Source organism: Dyella jiangningensis, assembly GCF_003264855.1.
Lineage (GTDB): Bacteria > Pseudomonadota > Gammaproteobacteria > Xanthomonadales > Rhodanobacteraceae > Dyella > Dyella jiangningensis_C.
This window is the reverse complement of sequence record NZ_NFZS01000006.1, coordinates 99863-114403: the sequence shown is the minus strand read 5'-3', so window position 1 is coordinate 114403 and position 14541 is coordinate 99863. Positions and strand designations below refer to the sequence as shown.

Sequence of the window (14541 nt, the reverse complement as noted above, 5' to 3'; positions counted from 1 at the left end):
ACGGTCGGGGGCGGCTATTTTCACCGCTGGCTGCGCGAGGGAGTCGCTCCGTGTTTCAACCTGGCAGCCACTCCGACATCCGTTCCGTATGAGTCTTGCCGTCACGCTCAGCCGTGCCCAGGAAGGTGTGGCTGCGCCCCAGGTGATGGTCGAGGTGCATCTGTCCGGCGGCCTGCCGGGCACGAATATCGTCGGTTTGCCCGAAGCGGCCGTGCGTGAAGCTCGCGACCGTGTGCGCGTGGCCATCCAGAACACCTCGTTTGAATATCCCAACCGCAAGGTCACGGTAAACCTCGCGCCCGCGGAGTTGCCGAAGGATGGCGGCCGCTTTGACCTGGCCATCGCACTGGGGATCCTGGCCGCGGGCGGCCAGGTGCCGCGTGAAAAGCTCGACGATTGCGAGTTCCTTGGCGAGCTGGCGCTGTCCGGTGCCTTGCGCGGCGTTTCCGGAGTGCTGCCCGCCCTGCTGCGTGCGCGCGCACGCGGCCGACGCGTGGTGGTGCCGAGGGCGAATGCGGCCGAGGCCGCGCTGGTTTCCGACGCGGACGTGCTGGTCGCCGACACGCTGGCGGAAGTGTGCGGCTGGCTGCGTGGTGCGCAAGACCTGGGCTTGCCCACGGATCCGCCGCCGCCCGGCATCGACGGCATCGGACCGGATCTCGCCGACGTTCGCGGGCAGTTGCAGGCACGCCGTGCCCTGGAGATCGCTGCCACGGGTGGACATCACCTGCTGCTGAGCGGTCCGCCGGGAACCGGCAAGACCATGCTGGCGGAGCGCCTGCCGGGCATTCTTCCGCCGCTGACCGAGTCCGAAGCCCTGGAGACCTGCGCGGTGCTGTCGGTCGCCGGACAGACCGTGGATCCCCAGCACTGGCGACGACGACCTTTCCGGGCGCCGCACCACACCGCGTCCGCCGTGGCGTTGGTGGGTGGTGGTGCAGTACCTAGGCCTGGCGAAATCTCGCTGGCGCACAACGGCGTGCTGTTTCTCGATGAGCTGCCGGAGTTTGGCCGCCACGTGCTCGATGTGCTGCGTGAGCCCATGGAGTCAGGCCACATCGTGGTGTCGCGCGCCGCGCGGCAATCCACGTTTCCGGCCCAGTTCCAACTGGTTGCGGCGATGAATCCATGTCCCTGCGGCTATGCGGGCGATCCGCGCCACTCGTGCCAATGTACGCCCGACCAGGTGCAGCGATACCGCGCGCGTATTTCCGGGCCTTTGCTGGATCGCATCGATCTTGGGGTCCAGGTGCTACGCGTGCCGCTGGGCGAGCTGGGAGCACCCCCCAGCGTGCATGACGAGGATTCGGCCACCGTGCGGGCGCGGGTCGTGAAGGCGCGGCAGCATGCATTGATGCGCGCCGGGCGGCCAAACGCGGAAATCAGCACGCGCGAACTGGAACGTGACTGCGCACTGGGGCCGGCGGAGCGCCGCTGGTTCGATGCAGCGCTGGAGCGCTTGGGATTGTCGGCGCGGGCCTATCACCGGACGTTGCGCGTGGCCCGCACGATCGCTGATCTGGACGGTGGTGCGGCCTTGCTGGACCGCACGCATCTGGCGGAAGCCCTTACCTATCGCCGGTTTTGAGCCGCTGGTGATGGTGCGGGGCTGATCGCGCACGGGGTGCGCTCCTACAGGGATGGCCGCCGCTGCCGGGAATTTTTGAACTGACGGGTATTGACTTGCCGGAGCCGGGGCGTATTATCTGTACCCGCTAGTTCTTTATTGAACTATGCCTGCCACCCCGGTATCGGTACTCCCTCCCCCTCCCCCCGTCCGATACCGGGGTTTGGCCCTTTCCTCTTTCCCTTCCCAGCTGGAAACGAACGGTGGACGCCACGATGGTGGGCGTGCTCCGATAGCCGCGTCTGGTCGCTCGAGGGATCGCGCATGTCGGCTGACCTGGGGCTGTTGCTGGTAGGCATGCTGGGTATCGGCTTTCTCGCCCAATGGCTGGCTTGGCGGGTCCGGTTGCCGGCCATCCTGTTCCTGTTGCTGGCAGGCATCCTGATGGGCCCGGTGGTGGGCGCGTTGCAGCCCGATCGACTGCTGGGGCCGCTGTTGTTTCCGATCGTGTCGCTGGCTGTGTCGCTGATCCTGTTCGAGGGCAGTCTGACCCTGCGCTTCAGCGAGTTGCGCGAGATTGGCTGCGTCGTGCGCGGACTGGTGACCTACGGTGCGGTGATCGCCGTGTTCCTGCTCGCGATCGCTGCGCACTATCTGGCGGGCTTGAGCTGGCAGGTGGCATTGCTGTTCGGTGCGTTGACCTGCGTGACCGGGCCCACGGTGATCGCGCCCATGCTGCGCACCGTGCGACCCAATGCACGCATCGCCAATACGCTGCGCTGGGAAGGCATCGTGATCGATCCGCTTGGCGCGTTGTTCGCCGTGCTGGTGTTCGAGGCGATTGCCTCCCATCAGCAAGGACGCACGGTCGGCGTGTTCCTGGCCGTACTGGCCAGTGGCACCGTGGTCGGCCTGGTGGCGGCATGGTTGCTGGCGTTTTTCCTGCGTCGCCAGATGATCCCCGAGTACCTGCAGAACTATGCCGCGTTGGTGATGGTGCTGTTGGCGTTTTCGCTGTCCAACGCGATTACGCATGAGTCGGGTTTGTTGACGGTGACGATCATGGGCATCGCGCTCGGCAACATGCGCGACGTGCATATCGACGACATCCTCGATTTCAAGGAAAACCTCACCACCCTGCTGGTCTCCAGCCTTTTCATCCTGCTGGCGGCACGACTGACCTGGCCGCTGCCGGGGCACGTGCTTTGGTCGGGCGTGGCGATCTTTGTCGTGGCGCAGCTGGTGGTGCGTCCCCTCACGGTCGCCATCGCGACGGTGGGCAGCGCGTTGAGCTGGCGCGAGCGCGCGCTGATTGGCTGGGTGGCGCCGCGCGGCATCGTGGCGGCGGCGGTGTCCGCCGTGTTCGCGCTGCGCCTGGGTGAACTGGGCATGCCGGGAGCCGCGCAGCTGGTGCCGTTGGTGTTCCTGATCATCATCGGCACGGTGTTGCTGCAGAGTGCGACCGCACGGCCCTTGGCGCGCTGGCTGAAAGTCGCCGAACCCGATCCGACCGGCGTGCTCATCTATGGCGCGGATGCCGCGGCGCGCCAGGTCGCTCGCGCTCTGGTTGACGCGGGCTTTCGAGTCGTCATTGCCGACGAGCAGTGGCAAGGCATTCGCCTGGCGCGCATGGAGGGCCTGACCACGTTCTACGGCCATCCGGCGACGACGTATGCCGAGCGCCACCTCGATCTTTCCGGCATCGGGCGGCTGCTGGCCATGTCGGCCAATCGCGAGCGCAACGCTCTCGCCTGCGTGTACTACCGCCAGGAATTCGGGCGTGGCCGCGTCTACCGGTTGCTGGTGGAAGACACGCACCAAGCGCATGAGCGCACGCAATTGGGCGGCCATCTGCTGGCGCCCGCGCTGTTCGACGCCGCGATGACGCACGAGCGATTCGAGGAACGGCTGGCCGAAGGCTGGACGATCAAATCGACGCGATTGACGACGACGTTCGACTGGCCGCACTTCATCGAGCAGTACGGCTCGAATACGGTGCTGCTGTTCGGTGTCGAGGAGAAGGGTGCGTTGCGGATCGCCTCGGTGAAGCGCGAACTCGAACCCAGGCCGGGCTGGCTGGTTGCCGCGCTGGTGCCACCGCAACCCCTGCGTCCGAGCAACTGACGTGCGTGCCTTCCCTGCGCGGCGCGCGCAGGGAGCGCAGGACAGGGCCGCGCTCCCCGCGCACGCGCCAGCATCCGTGCCGGCTCACGCGACGGGAATCACCGGATCACGCCGCACTGGCGTGGCGGGAGGCGTGGAATTGTGCCTCCTCGGTGGAACCCTTGAGCGCGGTGGTGGACGACTGGCCCTGCTGGATGGCCTGCGTCACGGCATCGAAATAGCCCGTGCCGACTTCGCGTTGATGCTTCACGGCGGTGAAGCCACGCTCGGCGGCGGCGAACTCCTTCTCCTGCAACTCCACGAACGCGCTCATCTGGCGGCGAGCATACCCGTAGGCGAGGTCGAACATGCCGTAGTTGAGGCTGTGGAAGCCGGCCAGCGTGATGAACTGGAACTTGTAGCCCATCGCGCCCAGCTCCTTCTGGAACTTGGCGATCGTCGCGTCGTCGAGATTCTTCTTCCAGTTGAAGCTGGGCGAACAGTTGTAGGCCAGCAGTTTGCCCGGGTATTTCGCATGGATCGCCTCGGCGAACCTGCGCGCTTCCTCGAGGTTCGGCTTGCTGGTCTCGCACCACACGAGATCGGCGTACGGCGCATAGGCCAGGCCGCGGCTGATGGCCTGGTCGATGCCGGGGCGAACGCGGAAGAAACCTTCCACCGTGCGTTCGCCGGTGATGAACGGCTTGTCGTTGTCGTCGATGTCGGAGGTAAGCAGATCCGCGGCGTCCGCATCGGTGCGCGCGACGATCAGCGTCGGCACGCCGAGCACGTCGGCCGCGAGGCGCGCGGCGTTGAGCTTGTCGACGGCTTCGCGCGTCGGCACGAGCACCTTGCCGCCCATGTGGCCGCACTTCTTCACCGAAGCGAGCTGATCTTCGAAGTGCACGCCGGCGGCGCCCGCTTCGATCATCGCCTTCATCAGCTCGAACGCGTTCAGCACGCCGCCGAAACCGGCTTCCGCGTCGGCGACGATCGGCACCATCCAGTCGATCTCGTCGGTGCCTTCGGCATGGTGCAACTGGTCCGCGCGCAGCAACGTGTTGTTGATGCGCTTGACCACCTGCGGCACCGAGTTGGCCGGATACAGCGACTGGTCCGGATACATCTCGCCGGCGACGTTCGCGTCGCCCGCGACCTGCCAGCCGGACAGGTAGATCGCCTTCAGGCCGGCCTTGACCTGCTGCATGGCCTGGTTGCCGGTGAGCGCACCGAGTGCGTTGACGAAATCTTCCTTGTGCAGCGACTTCCACAAGCGCTCGGCGCCTCGGCGCGCCAGCGTGTGCTCCACCTGCACGGTGCCGCGCAGGCGGGCCACGTCATCAGCGCTGTAGTTGCGCTGGATGCCGCTCCAGCGGGTGTTGTTTTTCCAGTCGAGCGCGATCTGTTCGGCGGTGGGCAGCGTGTTCTTCATGACGTGACTCCGTTGCGTGTGCGGATGCGTTGTGGGAGTCCGCCGCGTTGGCGACCGCGGCGACTCCGCTGCGTAGGCTTTTCGCGCACTGGGTGCGCTCCTACGGTAGATGGCTTGCGATCAGGCGAGCTGCTCGTAGGCGGCCAGGGTGAGGAAATCGCCGAGTTCGTCGGCGTGCGTGAGCTGCCTGAGCAAGGCGGCGGCCTGTTCGGCGCGGTGCGCGTATGGGCCCTTCTCCTCGATCAGGCGATGCGTGTGCTTGGTGAGCGAGTGGTCGAACAGCGCGAAGTCGATCGGCGCATGGTCGGTGAACTCCAGCGGGCCCAGATGCAGCCACTGCCACAGCTGCGCACGCGCGATCTCGGCGGTGGCGGCGTCCTCCATCAGGTGATGGATCGGCACGCAGCCCTGCCCGTCCAGCCACGACGCGGTGTAGCGCAGCGCCACTTCCACGTTGTTGTCGAAGCCCTCGCGCGTGATGGTGCCGCTGCAGGGCGCGATCAGCTGGTCGCGCGGCACGTCGACGTCGGCGCGCACCACGTTCAGCTGGTTCGACGAGGGCATGTACTTGTCGAAGATTTCCCGTGCGACCGGCACCAGCGCGGGATGCGCCACCCACGTGCCGTCGTGGCCTGTCTGCACCTCGCGCAGCTTGTCGGCGCGCACCTTAGCCAGCGCGGCGTCGTTTGCCGCGTCATTGCCCTTGATCGGAATCTGCGCGGCCATGCCGCCCATGGCGAAGGCGCCGCGGCGATGGCAGGTCTGGATCAGCAGCTCCGAATAGGCCTTCAGGAACGGCACGGTCATTTGCACCTGACCGCGATCCGGCAGCAGGCGGTCGCGGTGTGCGCGGAAGGTCTTCAGGTAGGAAAAGATGTAATCCCAGCGGCCGCAGTTGAGGCCGACGATGCGACCGCGCAGCGCGTGCAGGATCTCGTGCATCTGGAACACGGCCGGCAGCGTCTCGATCAGCACGGTGACCTTCATCGACTCCGGCGGCAGGTCGAGTGCGGCCTCGGCGGCGGCCATCACTTCGTCCCACAGCGCGGCCTCTTCCATCGCCTGCAGCTTGGGCAGGTAGAAGTACGGGCCGCGGTCGCGCGCGTTGAGCTTGTGCGCGTTGTGGAAGGCGAACAGACCGAAGTCCACCAAGGCGCCGGACATGGGCTCGCCGTCCACGGTGATGTGGCGCTCCGGCAGGTGCCAGCCGCGCGGACGCACGATCAGCACGGCCGGGTTGTCGTTGACGCGGTAATGCTTGCCTTCCGGCGAGGTGTATTCGATGGAACCGTCCACGGCGTCGCGCAGATTGATCTGGCCGTCGATCTGGTTGATGAAGCTGGGGGCCGAGGAATCCTCGAAGTCGGCCATGAACACCTTTGCGCCCGAATTCAGCGCGTTGATGATCATCTTGCGTTCGACGGGGCCGGTGATTTCCACGCGGCGGTCGCGCAGCGCGGCCGGGATGGGGGCGACAGTCCAATGGCCTTCACGGATGGCCACCGTATCGGGGCGGAAGTCCGGCAGCTCGCCGGCATCGAAACGGGCCTGCCGGGCATGGCGGGCGGCCAGCAGCACGCGGCGGCAACCGTCGAACTGGCGGTGCAGCTGGGCCAGGAAGGCGAGGGCTTCCGGGGTGAGGATGGCGCTGTGCCCGGGCCCGACAGAACCCTCGACCTGGGCCGGCGACAGAGTGACGCGTTCCTTGGGGACAGCCATGACCGATCTCCGTGATGACGATGGGATGACACTAGGTCACGGAGATTTGCTTTGACAAAGCAAATGTTTCAATTTTTGGTATTGTATTTACTAATACATCTTGTAACTAATTGAGTCACAAGCCGTGTCAGACCCAGGAAAACGGCTGAACAAGCCAAAAAAAGCCCGTGTCAGCCCTTCAAGACGTAAGAAGGGCCGTGGGCGAGAGACGGAAGAGGCCGGTCGCTACTACTACAAGGGCAACCGTCAGAAGCAGATGCGAGCCTTCGTCTATACGGTCAAATTGGGCACGCTGACGCGTGCCGCCGAGGCGCTCTATCTGTCTCAGCCGACGGTGAGCCTCCAGCTGCAGGCGCTGGAGCGGGAACTGGGCGTGAGCCTGCTCGAGCGTCGTCGCCGGCGAATCAACCTTACTGACGCAGGCGAGGCGCTCTACGAGCTGGCGCGTCCGCTGGTTGAAGGGTGGGAGAACTTGGATCGCGACTTCCAGGCCAAGGTGAAGGGCCTGCAGGGTGGCCGGCTGACCGTGGCGGCGGGCACCTCGACCATCCAGTACCTGTTGCCTGACCTAGTACGGCGCTATCGCGAGCAGTTCCCCGAGGTGCAGCTGCAGCTTGCCAACGTCACCGGCAAGGACGGGCTGGCGCTGTTGCGTGCCGACGAGGCGGACTTCGCCGTGGGCTCCATGCTCGACGTGCCCAACGACATCGCCTGGGCGCCGGTCTATCACTACGACCCGATGCTCATCATGCCGCTGGATCATCCGCTGGCGTCCAAGGCCGATCTCACTTTGCAGGACCTATCGCCCTACGGCTTGATCCTGCCGCCGCAGCGGCTTTCCACCTATCGACTGGTCGACCTGGTGTTCCAGCAGCGCCAGGTGCCTTATCGCGTAGCGATCGAAGTGGGCGGCTGGGACGTGATCAAGGAATACGTCGCGATGGGGCTGGGCATCTCCATCGTCACCGGCATCTGCATCACCGACGCCGACCGCTCGCGTTTGGCCGTCCGAAACATGAAGCAGTATTTCCCGCAGCGCAGCTACGGCGTGGTGATGCGCAAGGGCAAGTTCCTCAGCGCGGAGGCGAGGGCATTCGTCGATCTGGTGCGGCCGGGGTTGCTGACGCATCGCGACTATGACGAATCAGGGCATTCCGAGCGTTAACCACGGCGAGCATATTTGTAGGAGCGCACCCAGTGCGCGATAAGCGCAGGGGCTGAACTCGACGTCCGTCCTGCGAAGCCGGCAAATGGAGTGGAATGTTGTGCCGTGGTCGCGCACTGGGTGCGCTCCTACAGTGAGCGCCGTTGCGCTTCAGCCTTGCCTCTGCAGCGCCAACTTCACGCCAAAGCCCAGCAGCACCGTACCGCATACGCGATCCATCCATTGGCCGAAGCGCGGCCGCGTAGCGAGCAGGTGATGGATGTGTCCGCCCAGTAACGCAAGCACCATCGACCAGACCATGCCGGTACCGATGAAACTCAGGCCGAGCACCAACAGCCCGAACTGTGGATGGGCAGCCTGCATCGACACGAACTGCGGCAGAAAAGCGAGGAAGAACAGCGCCACCTTCGGGTTGAGTACGTTGGTGAGCATGCCTTGCCGAAACGCGGCCGCCAGGCCCTTGCCGCGCGTCACCGTGGTCGGCCGTGCGCCACCTCGCGTCAACAGCATGCGCAGTCCGATCCACACCAGGTAGGCCGCGCCGAGGTATTTCAGCACGCTGAAGGCGAGCGCCGAGGTCATCAGGATCGCCGAGATGCCCAGCACCGCGGCCAGCGTATGCACGATGCAGCCGGCATTGATGCCGAGCGCAGCCATCACGCCCACCACGCGGCCTTCACGACCGCTGCGGGTGAGGATGTAGAACGTATCCAGGCCCGGCGTCAGGTTCAGCGCGACGCAGGCGAGTAGGAAGGCGTCGAAATGCTGGATGCCGAGTGAGGCCAAGCGATGTGCTCCGAACAGTTCAGGGGTTGGCGGGCGCTTCGATCCGCTTGGCTTTGGCAGTCCAGTAGAACGCTTTCCAAGAAGCAAGATAAGCCTGGATAGACGCAGGCACATTCGCCGGTGTTAGCCTGTAATCACTGGAGTGGTCCATCTCGAGCTGAGCCAATGGATCATTTGCAACTTGTTCGATCGCATTCATGTCGTGCTCGTAGCGCGCGAACAATGCATTCCATTCGCTGGGGGCTGCCCGAGCTACCATGTTGATGTTCATGCGTTCGAGCGTCAGGCGTTGAGCACCCGGCGGTTTGGACCGACTATCGCCCATTGCCGAGACCAGATATCGGGTACCTGCTGCAAGCAGAACGCGCTCATCCTTCGCGGGAGGTGCTTTCAATGCGTTGACCATGACCTCACGAAGCGCACCTGGTTGGCCCTCGTCTCGGGCTCGCCGCATGACTGTCAGGTAGAAATTGAGCACGTCAGCAGAGAAAGCCAAGTACTTCTGGCCTGCCTCCGATTGGTATAGCGTTGCAACGTCGTCGGCCTGTCGTGCAGTCAGGCTCATTGCGTAGCTCTTGGCATAACCCTGGGTCGTTGCCTCCCTTCTTGTTTGGAAGAAGAGATCGGGATGCTTGTCGATGTCAGTCCGGACACGCGCGGCTACTTCAGGCCATAGCGCGTTCTTGGGCGTCCATCCGTGCTCCGCTCCTACGGCATAGACGAGTTCGTCCACGTAAGTGTCCAGCTGAATACGCGAGTCCCAGGTCTTCGCCTCACCTGCAACGACAATCTGTGCGAGTGTCAAAAAAGGCGCTGCTTCCCGCGTCCGAATGTTGGGGATTTCCGTCGCTTGGATCTGGACGCTGGCCGGGAGAAGACCAAGCGCGAAGACCAGTACGAAAAAGGGGCGTTGCATCCAGACCATTAGGTATTACTCCGTGTTGCGATGCTTGCCGCGATACGGCGTGAAGAGCGCGCGGATCTTCACCATGTCGGCATCGTGGTCCTCGGTGGCGCGCACGACCGGTCCCAGCGTGAAGGTCTTGGTGGGGTAGTCGAGGAACACCGTCTGGATCGGCACGTTCGCTTCGAGCGCGATGCGCAGGAAGCCGGACTTCCAGTGCTTGACCTGCTTGCGCGTGCCTTCGGGCGTAATGCCCAGCCACATGCGGTCCTTCTCGGCAAAGCGCTTCACCATCTGGCCCACCACGTTGAGTGCGGCGCTGCGGTTGATGGGAATCATGCCGATGGGACGCAGGATGACGCCAAGCGGGCCGTCCAGCACCTCGCGCTTGATCATGATGTTGATGTCGGCGCCGAGGCCGATCTTCATCAGCAGGCCCCACACGCCGTCCCAGTAGGAGGAATGCGGCGCGCCGATGATGATCAGCTTCGGCACGTTCGGCAGTTCGCCGAGCAGCCGCCACCCCGACAGGCGCAGCAGACAACGCGCCAGCCACGGCCAGAAGCGGCTGTTGAGCCTGGGGGCTTCGGGCGGGGTAGGGGGGAGCAACGGCGTGCTCATTCACGACTCCAGTCACGCGAACGCGTTTGCTTGATCTTGCCTCGCTGCTGCTTGCCGGCGAGGCGGCGCTCTTGCGAGCCCCGAGTGGGTTTGGTGGCGATGCGCGCCTTGGGAACGGCCAGTGCGCTGCGAATGATCTCGACCAGCCGCTCGCGTGCATCCTCGCGATTGCGGCCCTGGTCGCGAAAGCGGCGCGCCTGGATGACCAGCACGCCATCATCGGTGAGGCGTCGATCGCGCCGCGCGAGCAGGCGCTCGCGCACGGGGTCGGGCAGCGACGGTGAATGTGCCACGTCGAAGCGCAATTCGACGGCGCTTTCGGTGCGATTGACGTGCTGGCCACCGGGACCGTCGGCACGCAGGAAGCGCTCGGTCAGCTCGGTCTCTGGCAGGACGATGGAACGGCTGACGGTGAGCATGGTGCGAAGTTTAGCGGGCACGCATGACGGCCCGCCATGGCGCGGCGCCGCATTACGCGGGCAGCGACCAGTCGAAGCGTTGGAGTAGGGCGCTATAGGCGGCGTCCAACGGTGCTTCGATGCGCATGGCGGCGCCCGTTACCGGGTGGGCGAACGTCAGCCGCCATGCGTGCAGCAGCATGCGGTGGCAGCTGAAGTACTGTTTGTACAGGCGGTTGTGATCGCCGCGGCCGTGCTGGCAGTCGCCGATGATCGGGTGGTGGATATGCGCCATGTGCTTGCGGATCTGGCGGAAGCGACCGGTATGCGGTTCGGCCAGGACCAGGGCGTAACGCTGCTGCGGATAGCGGCCCAATGCGATGGGTACTTCCACCATCGCCAGTCGCTGGTACGAGGTGCGGGCGTCGCGACGCGGACCGGTTTCGCGGGAGCTGGGCAGGGGATAGTCGATGTCCATCGCTTCCGGCTCCGGCCAGCCACGCACGACGGCGAGGTACTGCTTGTGCACGTCGCGTCCCATGAACTGCTCGCCCAGCGCGGCGGCGATCTCCGACGATCGCGCCACGAGGAGCACGCCGCTGGTGGCGCGATCGAGGCGATGGGCGAGGTAGGTGATGCCACCGACCTGCTCGCGCAGCACGTCGATCAGGAATGCTTCGGCATTGCCCACCATCTTGGAGCGATGCACGGCGAGGCCGGCGGGCTTGTTGACCGCGATGAGGGCGTCGTCTTGGTAGAGGATGTCGAGCATGTCTGGATCACGAAGCGCGCGAGTCGCTCGCCTTGAGCGCCGGCTTCCCTGTGGATACGGGAAGACGGCGGGAGAAGTTCAGCGTCGCGGCCAACCGGCGACGAAGGCGAGCAAACCTGCCACGCCGGCGGCGGCCGCATGCCACACGGCATGCTCGGAGGCCTGCGTCCACAACACCGCGCTGCCGACCAGCAAGCTGGCGCCCAGCAGGCCGAAAGCGAGCGAGCGACGCGTACGCAGTGCTTCCTCGCGTCGCTGCGCCAATGCATTCGGATCAGCGACCTGCTGCCGCTCGCCCTTGGCGACCTGGCGCAACGCGTCGCGCATCAGTTCCGGAAACTGCGGCGCGGCGTGGAACCATTCGGGCAGCCGGCGGCGCATTTCGCGCAGCGTGCGGAGCGGGCTGTAGCGCTCGCGCAGGATGCGCTTGAGCACCGGGTGCGCCACGGCCCAGATGTCGATCTGCGGATCGAGCATGCGGCCCACGCCTTCGATGTTGAGCAGGGTCTTCTGCAGCAGGATCAACTGAGGCTGCAGTGTCAGCTCGTAGCGTCGCGCCGTCTGGAACAGCTTGACCACCAGCTCGGCCAGCGAGATCTGCGACAGCGGGCGCGTGAAATACGGCTCGCACACCGTGCGCACGGCGGCGGTCAGTTCGTCCAGGCGCACGGTGGAAGGCATCCAGCCGGCATCGACGTGCAGCTGCGCGATGCGCGCGTAGTCGCGCTCGAACAGTGCGATGAAATTCTGCGCCAGCCAGTACTGGTCCTCTTCCGGCAGCGAACCCATGATGCCGAAATCCAGCGCGATGAAGCGCGGCTCGCCTGGGCGCGCAGTGTCGACCCAGATGTTGCCGGGGTGTGCGTCGGCGTGGAAGAAGTTGTCGCGGAACACCTGTTCGTAGAACAGTCGCACGCCCTTCACCGCAAGCGCCTTGCGGTCCACGCCGGCGGCATCGAGCGCGGCGATGTCGTCGCAGCTCACGCCGTAGACGCGCTCCAGCGTCAGCACGCGGGCGGCGGTGAGATCCCAGTGCACGGCCGGCACGTACATGTCCACGCCGCTTTGGAAATTGCGCCGAAGCAGGCTGGCACTGGCGCCTTCGCGCTGCAGGTCCAGCTCGTTTTCCAGCATCTTCTCGACTTCGGCCACCACGTCGAGCGGGCGGATCTTGTCGGCGTTGGGGTGCCAGCGCTGGGCCAGTTCGCCCAGCGAGCGCAGCAGCTTCACGTCGCGCGCGATCTGCTTGTCGATGCCCGGGCGTAACACCTTCACCACCGCGGCGCTGCCGTCGTGCAGCGTCGCGGCGTGCACCTGCGCGATGGAGGCGGAGGCGAGCGGGGTTTCGTCGAAGGCGGCGTAGAGCGTGGTGATCGGTGCCTTCAGTTCCTGCTCGACGATGGCGCGCGCCTCGGCGCCGGGAAACGGCGGCACCTGGTCCTGCAGCTGCGCGAGCTCGTCGGCAATGTCGGCCGGCACCAGGTCGCGTCGCGTCGACAGCACCTGGCCTGCCTTCACGAAGATCGGGCCCAGGTCGGTAAGCGCCAGGCGCAGGCGCGCGCCGCGCGACAGGCCGTCGACGTTCACGCGCGGCTTCGCCACCAGCGGGCGCACCAGCTTCAGCGGGCGGAACAGATGGGCGGCGTCGACCAGTTCGTCCAGGCGATAGGCAAGCAGCACGGAGGCGACGCGCATCACGCGCGGCACGACCTTCAAAGGCATCGTCACGCGGCGGGTCCTTTCTTCAGGCGCTGCTCCAGGCGGGCAAGGCGCGCTTCCAGGCGTTCGCTGCGCTCGCGCAGGTCGTCCACGCCGTCGAGGAAGCCTTCCACTTCGCCCGGTGCCGCGGCAACGCGGATTTCGTCGCGCAGCCAGTCGGCGGTGTCGGTGGTGAGGTGGCTGGCCGTTTCCTTCGCATGCGCGAGGCCGTTGCGTACGGCCTTGGCGAGCGGCACGCCGAGCACGTCGCCGAACGTCCGCGCGAAGGCTTCCTCAAAATCCGGGGCGAACTTGCCGGCGAGTTTTTCCAGGCGACGCGCGAGGTCGGCGTCGCCGGCGATCTCCACCTTGCCGGGCGCCACGCCTTCGTCATCGCGCTTCATCAGCATGCCGAGCAGACTGCCCGGAGTGGCAGCGACGCGGAGATGATTGTCGTCCTTGGCGGGGCCGACCTTCAGGCGATCACCTTCCACGGTCACCGACAAGGCCAGCTCGGGGCCGCGCAGATGCAGCTGCACGCTGCGGCCATCCAGTGCGGGCAGTCGCGCGACGGTTTCCGGATCGAGCGAGAGCGTGTGGTTGAGCGCGGTTTCCAGCGCGCGGCCGGCGAGGGCGCGCAGCGGGCGGGGCAGCAGGGAGCGGGGAGAGGCGGTCATGCCGCGATTGTAGCGGGTGAGGGCGGTTGGCCCATCCGTGATGTGCCGGTTGTAGGAGCGCACCCAGTGCGCGATCACGGCACCAGGGCGGGGCCATGAAACGTTGTCCCGGGAATATCACCTTTCCGCATCACCGCTCCATTGGCTTTTCGCGCACTGGGTGCGCTCCTACAGGGGAAGCGGTCAGGCGGCGCCGGTGAAACCCAGCTGCCGCCAGGCCTCATACACCGCCACGGCGACGGTGTTGGAGAGATTCAGGCTGCGGCTGTTCGGCCGCATCGGCAGGCGCAGGCGTTGCGCTTCGGGGATGGCGTCGAGCACCTCGCCGGGCAGGCCGGCGGTTTCGCAGCCGAACAGGAGGGCGTCGCCGTCGGCGAAGCGGGCATCGACATGGGCGATACGGCCGCGGGTGGAGAAGGCGAACACACGTGGCTGGCCGATGCCCTCGAGGCAGCTGGCGAGGTCGTCATGCACGGCCAGTTGCGCGTATTCGTGGTAGTCCAGGCCTGCGCGGCGCAGGCGGGCATCGTCCAGCTCGAATCCCAGGGGGCGGATCAGGTGCAACGTGGCGCCGGTGTTGGCGCACAGCCTGATCACGTTGCCGGTGTTCGGCGGTATTTCTGGTCGGAAAAGTATGACGTGCAGCATCCAGCCATTATCGGGTCTCTCCGGTGACCCGCCAAACGGTGAGCGTCCCTG

Annotated in this window: 13 protein-coding genes; 3 read left to right on the top strand and 10 right to left on the bottom strand. The window is 65.7% G+C overall.

Features of this window, described 5'->3' with window-relative positions:
- Window positions 1-88: 88 nt before the first annotated feature.
- Window positions 89-1588, top strand: coding sequence for a YifB family Mg chelatase-like AAA ATPase (locus CA260_RS19740; protein ID WP_111984783.1), 1500 nt, complete (start codon window positions 89-91; stop codon window positions 1586-1588).
- A 303-nt stretch (window positions 1589-1891) separates the two neighbouring features.
- Complete coding sequence (locus CA260_RS19735; protein WP_111984782.1) at window positions 1892-3691, top strand: cation:proton antiporter; 1800 nt, start codon at window positions 1892-1894, stop codon at window positions 3689-3691.
- A 106-nt stretch (window positions 3692-3797) separates the two neighbouring features.
- Here CA260_RS19735 and aceA read toward each other — a convergent pair whose 3' ends face one another.
- Window positions 3798-5102 (bottom strand): isocitrate lyase, encoded by a 1305-nt coding sequence (gene aceA / locus CA260_RS19730; protein ID WP_111984781.1) that lies wholly within the window; start codon window positions 5100-5102, stop codon window positions 3798-3800.
- Window positions 5103-5222: 120 nt separating this feature from the next.
- On the bottom strand, window positions 5223-6821 hold the full coding sequence (gene aceB, locus CA260_RS19725) for a malate synthase A (RefSeq protein ID WP_111984780.1): 1599 nt from the start codon (window positions 6819-6821) through the stop codon (window positions 5223-5225).
- Window positions 6822-7077: 256 nt separating this feature from the next.
- On the opposite strand from aceB, the gene CA260_RS19720 reads away from it, so the two are divergent.
- Window positions 7078-7986: a LysR family transcriptional regulator gene (locus CA260_RS19720; protein ID WP_425479755.1), complete on the top strand. Its 909-nt coding sequence runs from the start codon at window positions 7078-7080 to the stop codon at window positions 7984-7986.
- Between the two features lie 150 nt (window positions 7987-8136).
- Here CA260_RS19720 and CA260_RS19715 read toward each other — a convergent pair whose 3' ends face one another.
- The 8 genes from CA260_RS19715 to trmL form a co-directional block, all read right to left on the bottom strand.
- The gene (locus CA260_RS19715; RefSeq protein WP_172461932.1) at window positions 8137-8772 is read right to left on the bottom strand and encodes a LysE family translocator; all 636 of its coding nucleotides are present in this window, start codon (window positions 8770-8772) and stop codon (window positions 8137-8139) included.
- Between the two features lie 19 nt (window positions 8773-8791).
- Entirely contained in the window at window positions 8792-9697 is a 906-nt protein-coding gene (locus CA260_RS19710; RefSeq protein WP_111984777.1) for a hypothetical protein, read from the bottom strand.
- Between the two features lie 6 nt (window positions 9698-9703).
- Window positions 9704-10297, bottom strand: coding sequence for a 1-acyl-sn-glycerol-3-phosphate acyltransferase (locus tag CA260_RS19705; RefSeq protein ID WP_111984776.1), 594 nt, complete (start codon window positions 10295-10297; stop codon window positions 9704-9706).
- Window positions 10294-10716 carry an alternative ribosome rescue aminoacyl-tRNA hydrolase ArfB gene (arfB, locus tag CA260_RS19700; RefSeq protein WP_111984775.1) on the bottom strand — a complete coding sequence of 141 codons (423 nt, stop codon included), beginning with the start codon at window positions 10714-10716 and terminating at the stop codon, window positions 10294-10296. Before arfB ends, CA260_RS19705 begins: the two co-directional genes overlap by 4 nt.
- A 52-nt stretch (window positions 10717-10768) precedes the next feature.
- Window positions 10769-11467: a pseudouridine synthase gene (locus CA260_RS19695; protein ID WP_111984774.1), complete on the bottom strand. Its 699-nt coding sequence runs from the start codon at window positions 11465-11467 to the stop codon at window positions 10769-10771.
- Window positions 11468-11545: 78 nt separating this feature from the next.
- Window positions 11546-13189: a ubiquinone biosynthesis regulatory protein kinase UbiB gene (ubiB, locus tag CA260_RS19690; RefSeq protein ID WP_111984773.1), complete on the bottom strand. Its 1644-nt coding sequence runs from the start codon at window positions 13187-13189 to the stop codon at window positions 11546-11548.
- Window positions 13190-13191: 2 nt separating this feature from the next.
- Window positions 13192-13842, bottom strand: a complete 651-nt coding sequence (locus tag CA260_RS19685; RefSeq protein WP_111984866.1) for a ubiquinone biosynthesis accessory factor UbiJ — start codon at window positions 13840-13842, stop codon at window positions 13192-13194.
- A gap of 183 nt (window positions 13843-14025) precedes the next feature.
- On the bottom strand, window positions 14026-14490 hold the full coding sequence (gene trmL, locus CA260_RS19680; RefSeq protein WP_111984772.1) for a tRNA (uridine(34)/cytosine(34)/5-carboxymethylaminomethyluridine(34)-2'-O)-methyltransferase TrmL: 465 nt from the start codon (window positions 14488-14490) through the stop codon (window positions 14026-14028).
- Window positions 14491-14541: the final 51 nt, after the last annotated feature.

Bases quoted from the DNA above. Each gene is read 5' to 3' on its own strand.
- CA260_RS19740 (WP_111984783.1), top strand. From the start codon at position 89: ATGAGTCTTGCCGTCACGCTCAGCCGTGCCCAGGAAGGTGTGGCTGCG.
- CA260_RS19735 (WP_111984782.1), top strand. From the start codon at position 1,892: ATGTCGGCTGACCTGGGGCTGTTGCTGGTAGGCATGCTGGGTATCGGC.
- aceA (WP_111984781.1), bottom strand. From the start codon at position 5,102: ATGAAGAACACGCTGCCCACCGCCGAACAGATCGCGCTCGACTGGAAA.
- aceB (WP_111984780.1), bottom strand. From the start codon at position 6,821: ATGGCTGTCCCCAAGGAACGCGTCACTCTGTCGCCGGCCCAGGTCGAG.
- CA260_RS19720 (WP_425479755.1), top strand. From the start codon at position 7,078: ATGCGAGCCTTCGTCTATACGGTCAAATTGGGCACGCTGACGCGTGCC.
- CA260_RS19710 (WP_111984777.1), bottom strand. From the start codon at position 9,697: ATGGTCTGGATGCAACGCCCCTTTTTCGTACTGGTCTTCGCGCTTGGT.
- CA260_RS19705 (WP_111984776.1), bottom strand. From the start codon at position 10,297: ATGAGCACGCCGTTGCTCCCCCCTACCCCGCCCGAAGCCCCCAGGCTC.
- arfB (WP_111984775.1), bottom strand. From the start codon at position 10,716: ATGCTCACCGTCAGCCGTTCCATCGTCCTGCCAGAGACCGAGCTGACC.
- CA260_RS19695 (WP_111984774.1), bottom strand. From the start codon at position 11,467: ATGCTCGACATCCTCTACCAAGACGACGCCCTCATCGCGGTCAACAAG.
- ubiB (WP_111984773.1), bottom strand. From the start codon at position 13,189: ATGCCTTTGAAGGTCGTGCCGCGCGTGATGCGCGTCGCCTCCGTGCTG.
- CA260_RS19685 (WP_111984866.1), bottom strand. From the start codon at position 13,842: ATGACCGCCTCTCCCCGCTCCCTGCTGCCCCGCCCGCTGCGCGCCCTC.
- trmL (WP_111984772.1), bottom strand. From the start codon at position 14,490: ATGCTGCACGTCATACTTTTCCGACCAGAAATACCGCCGAACACCGGC.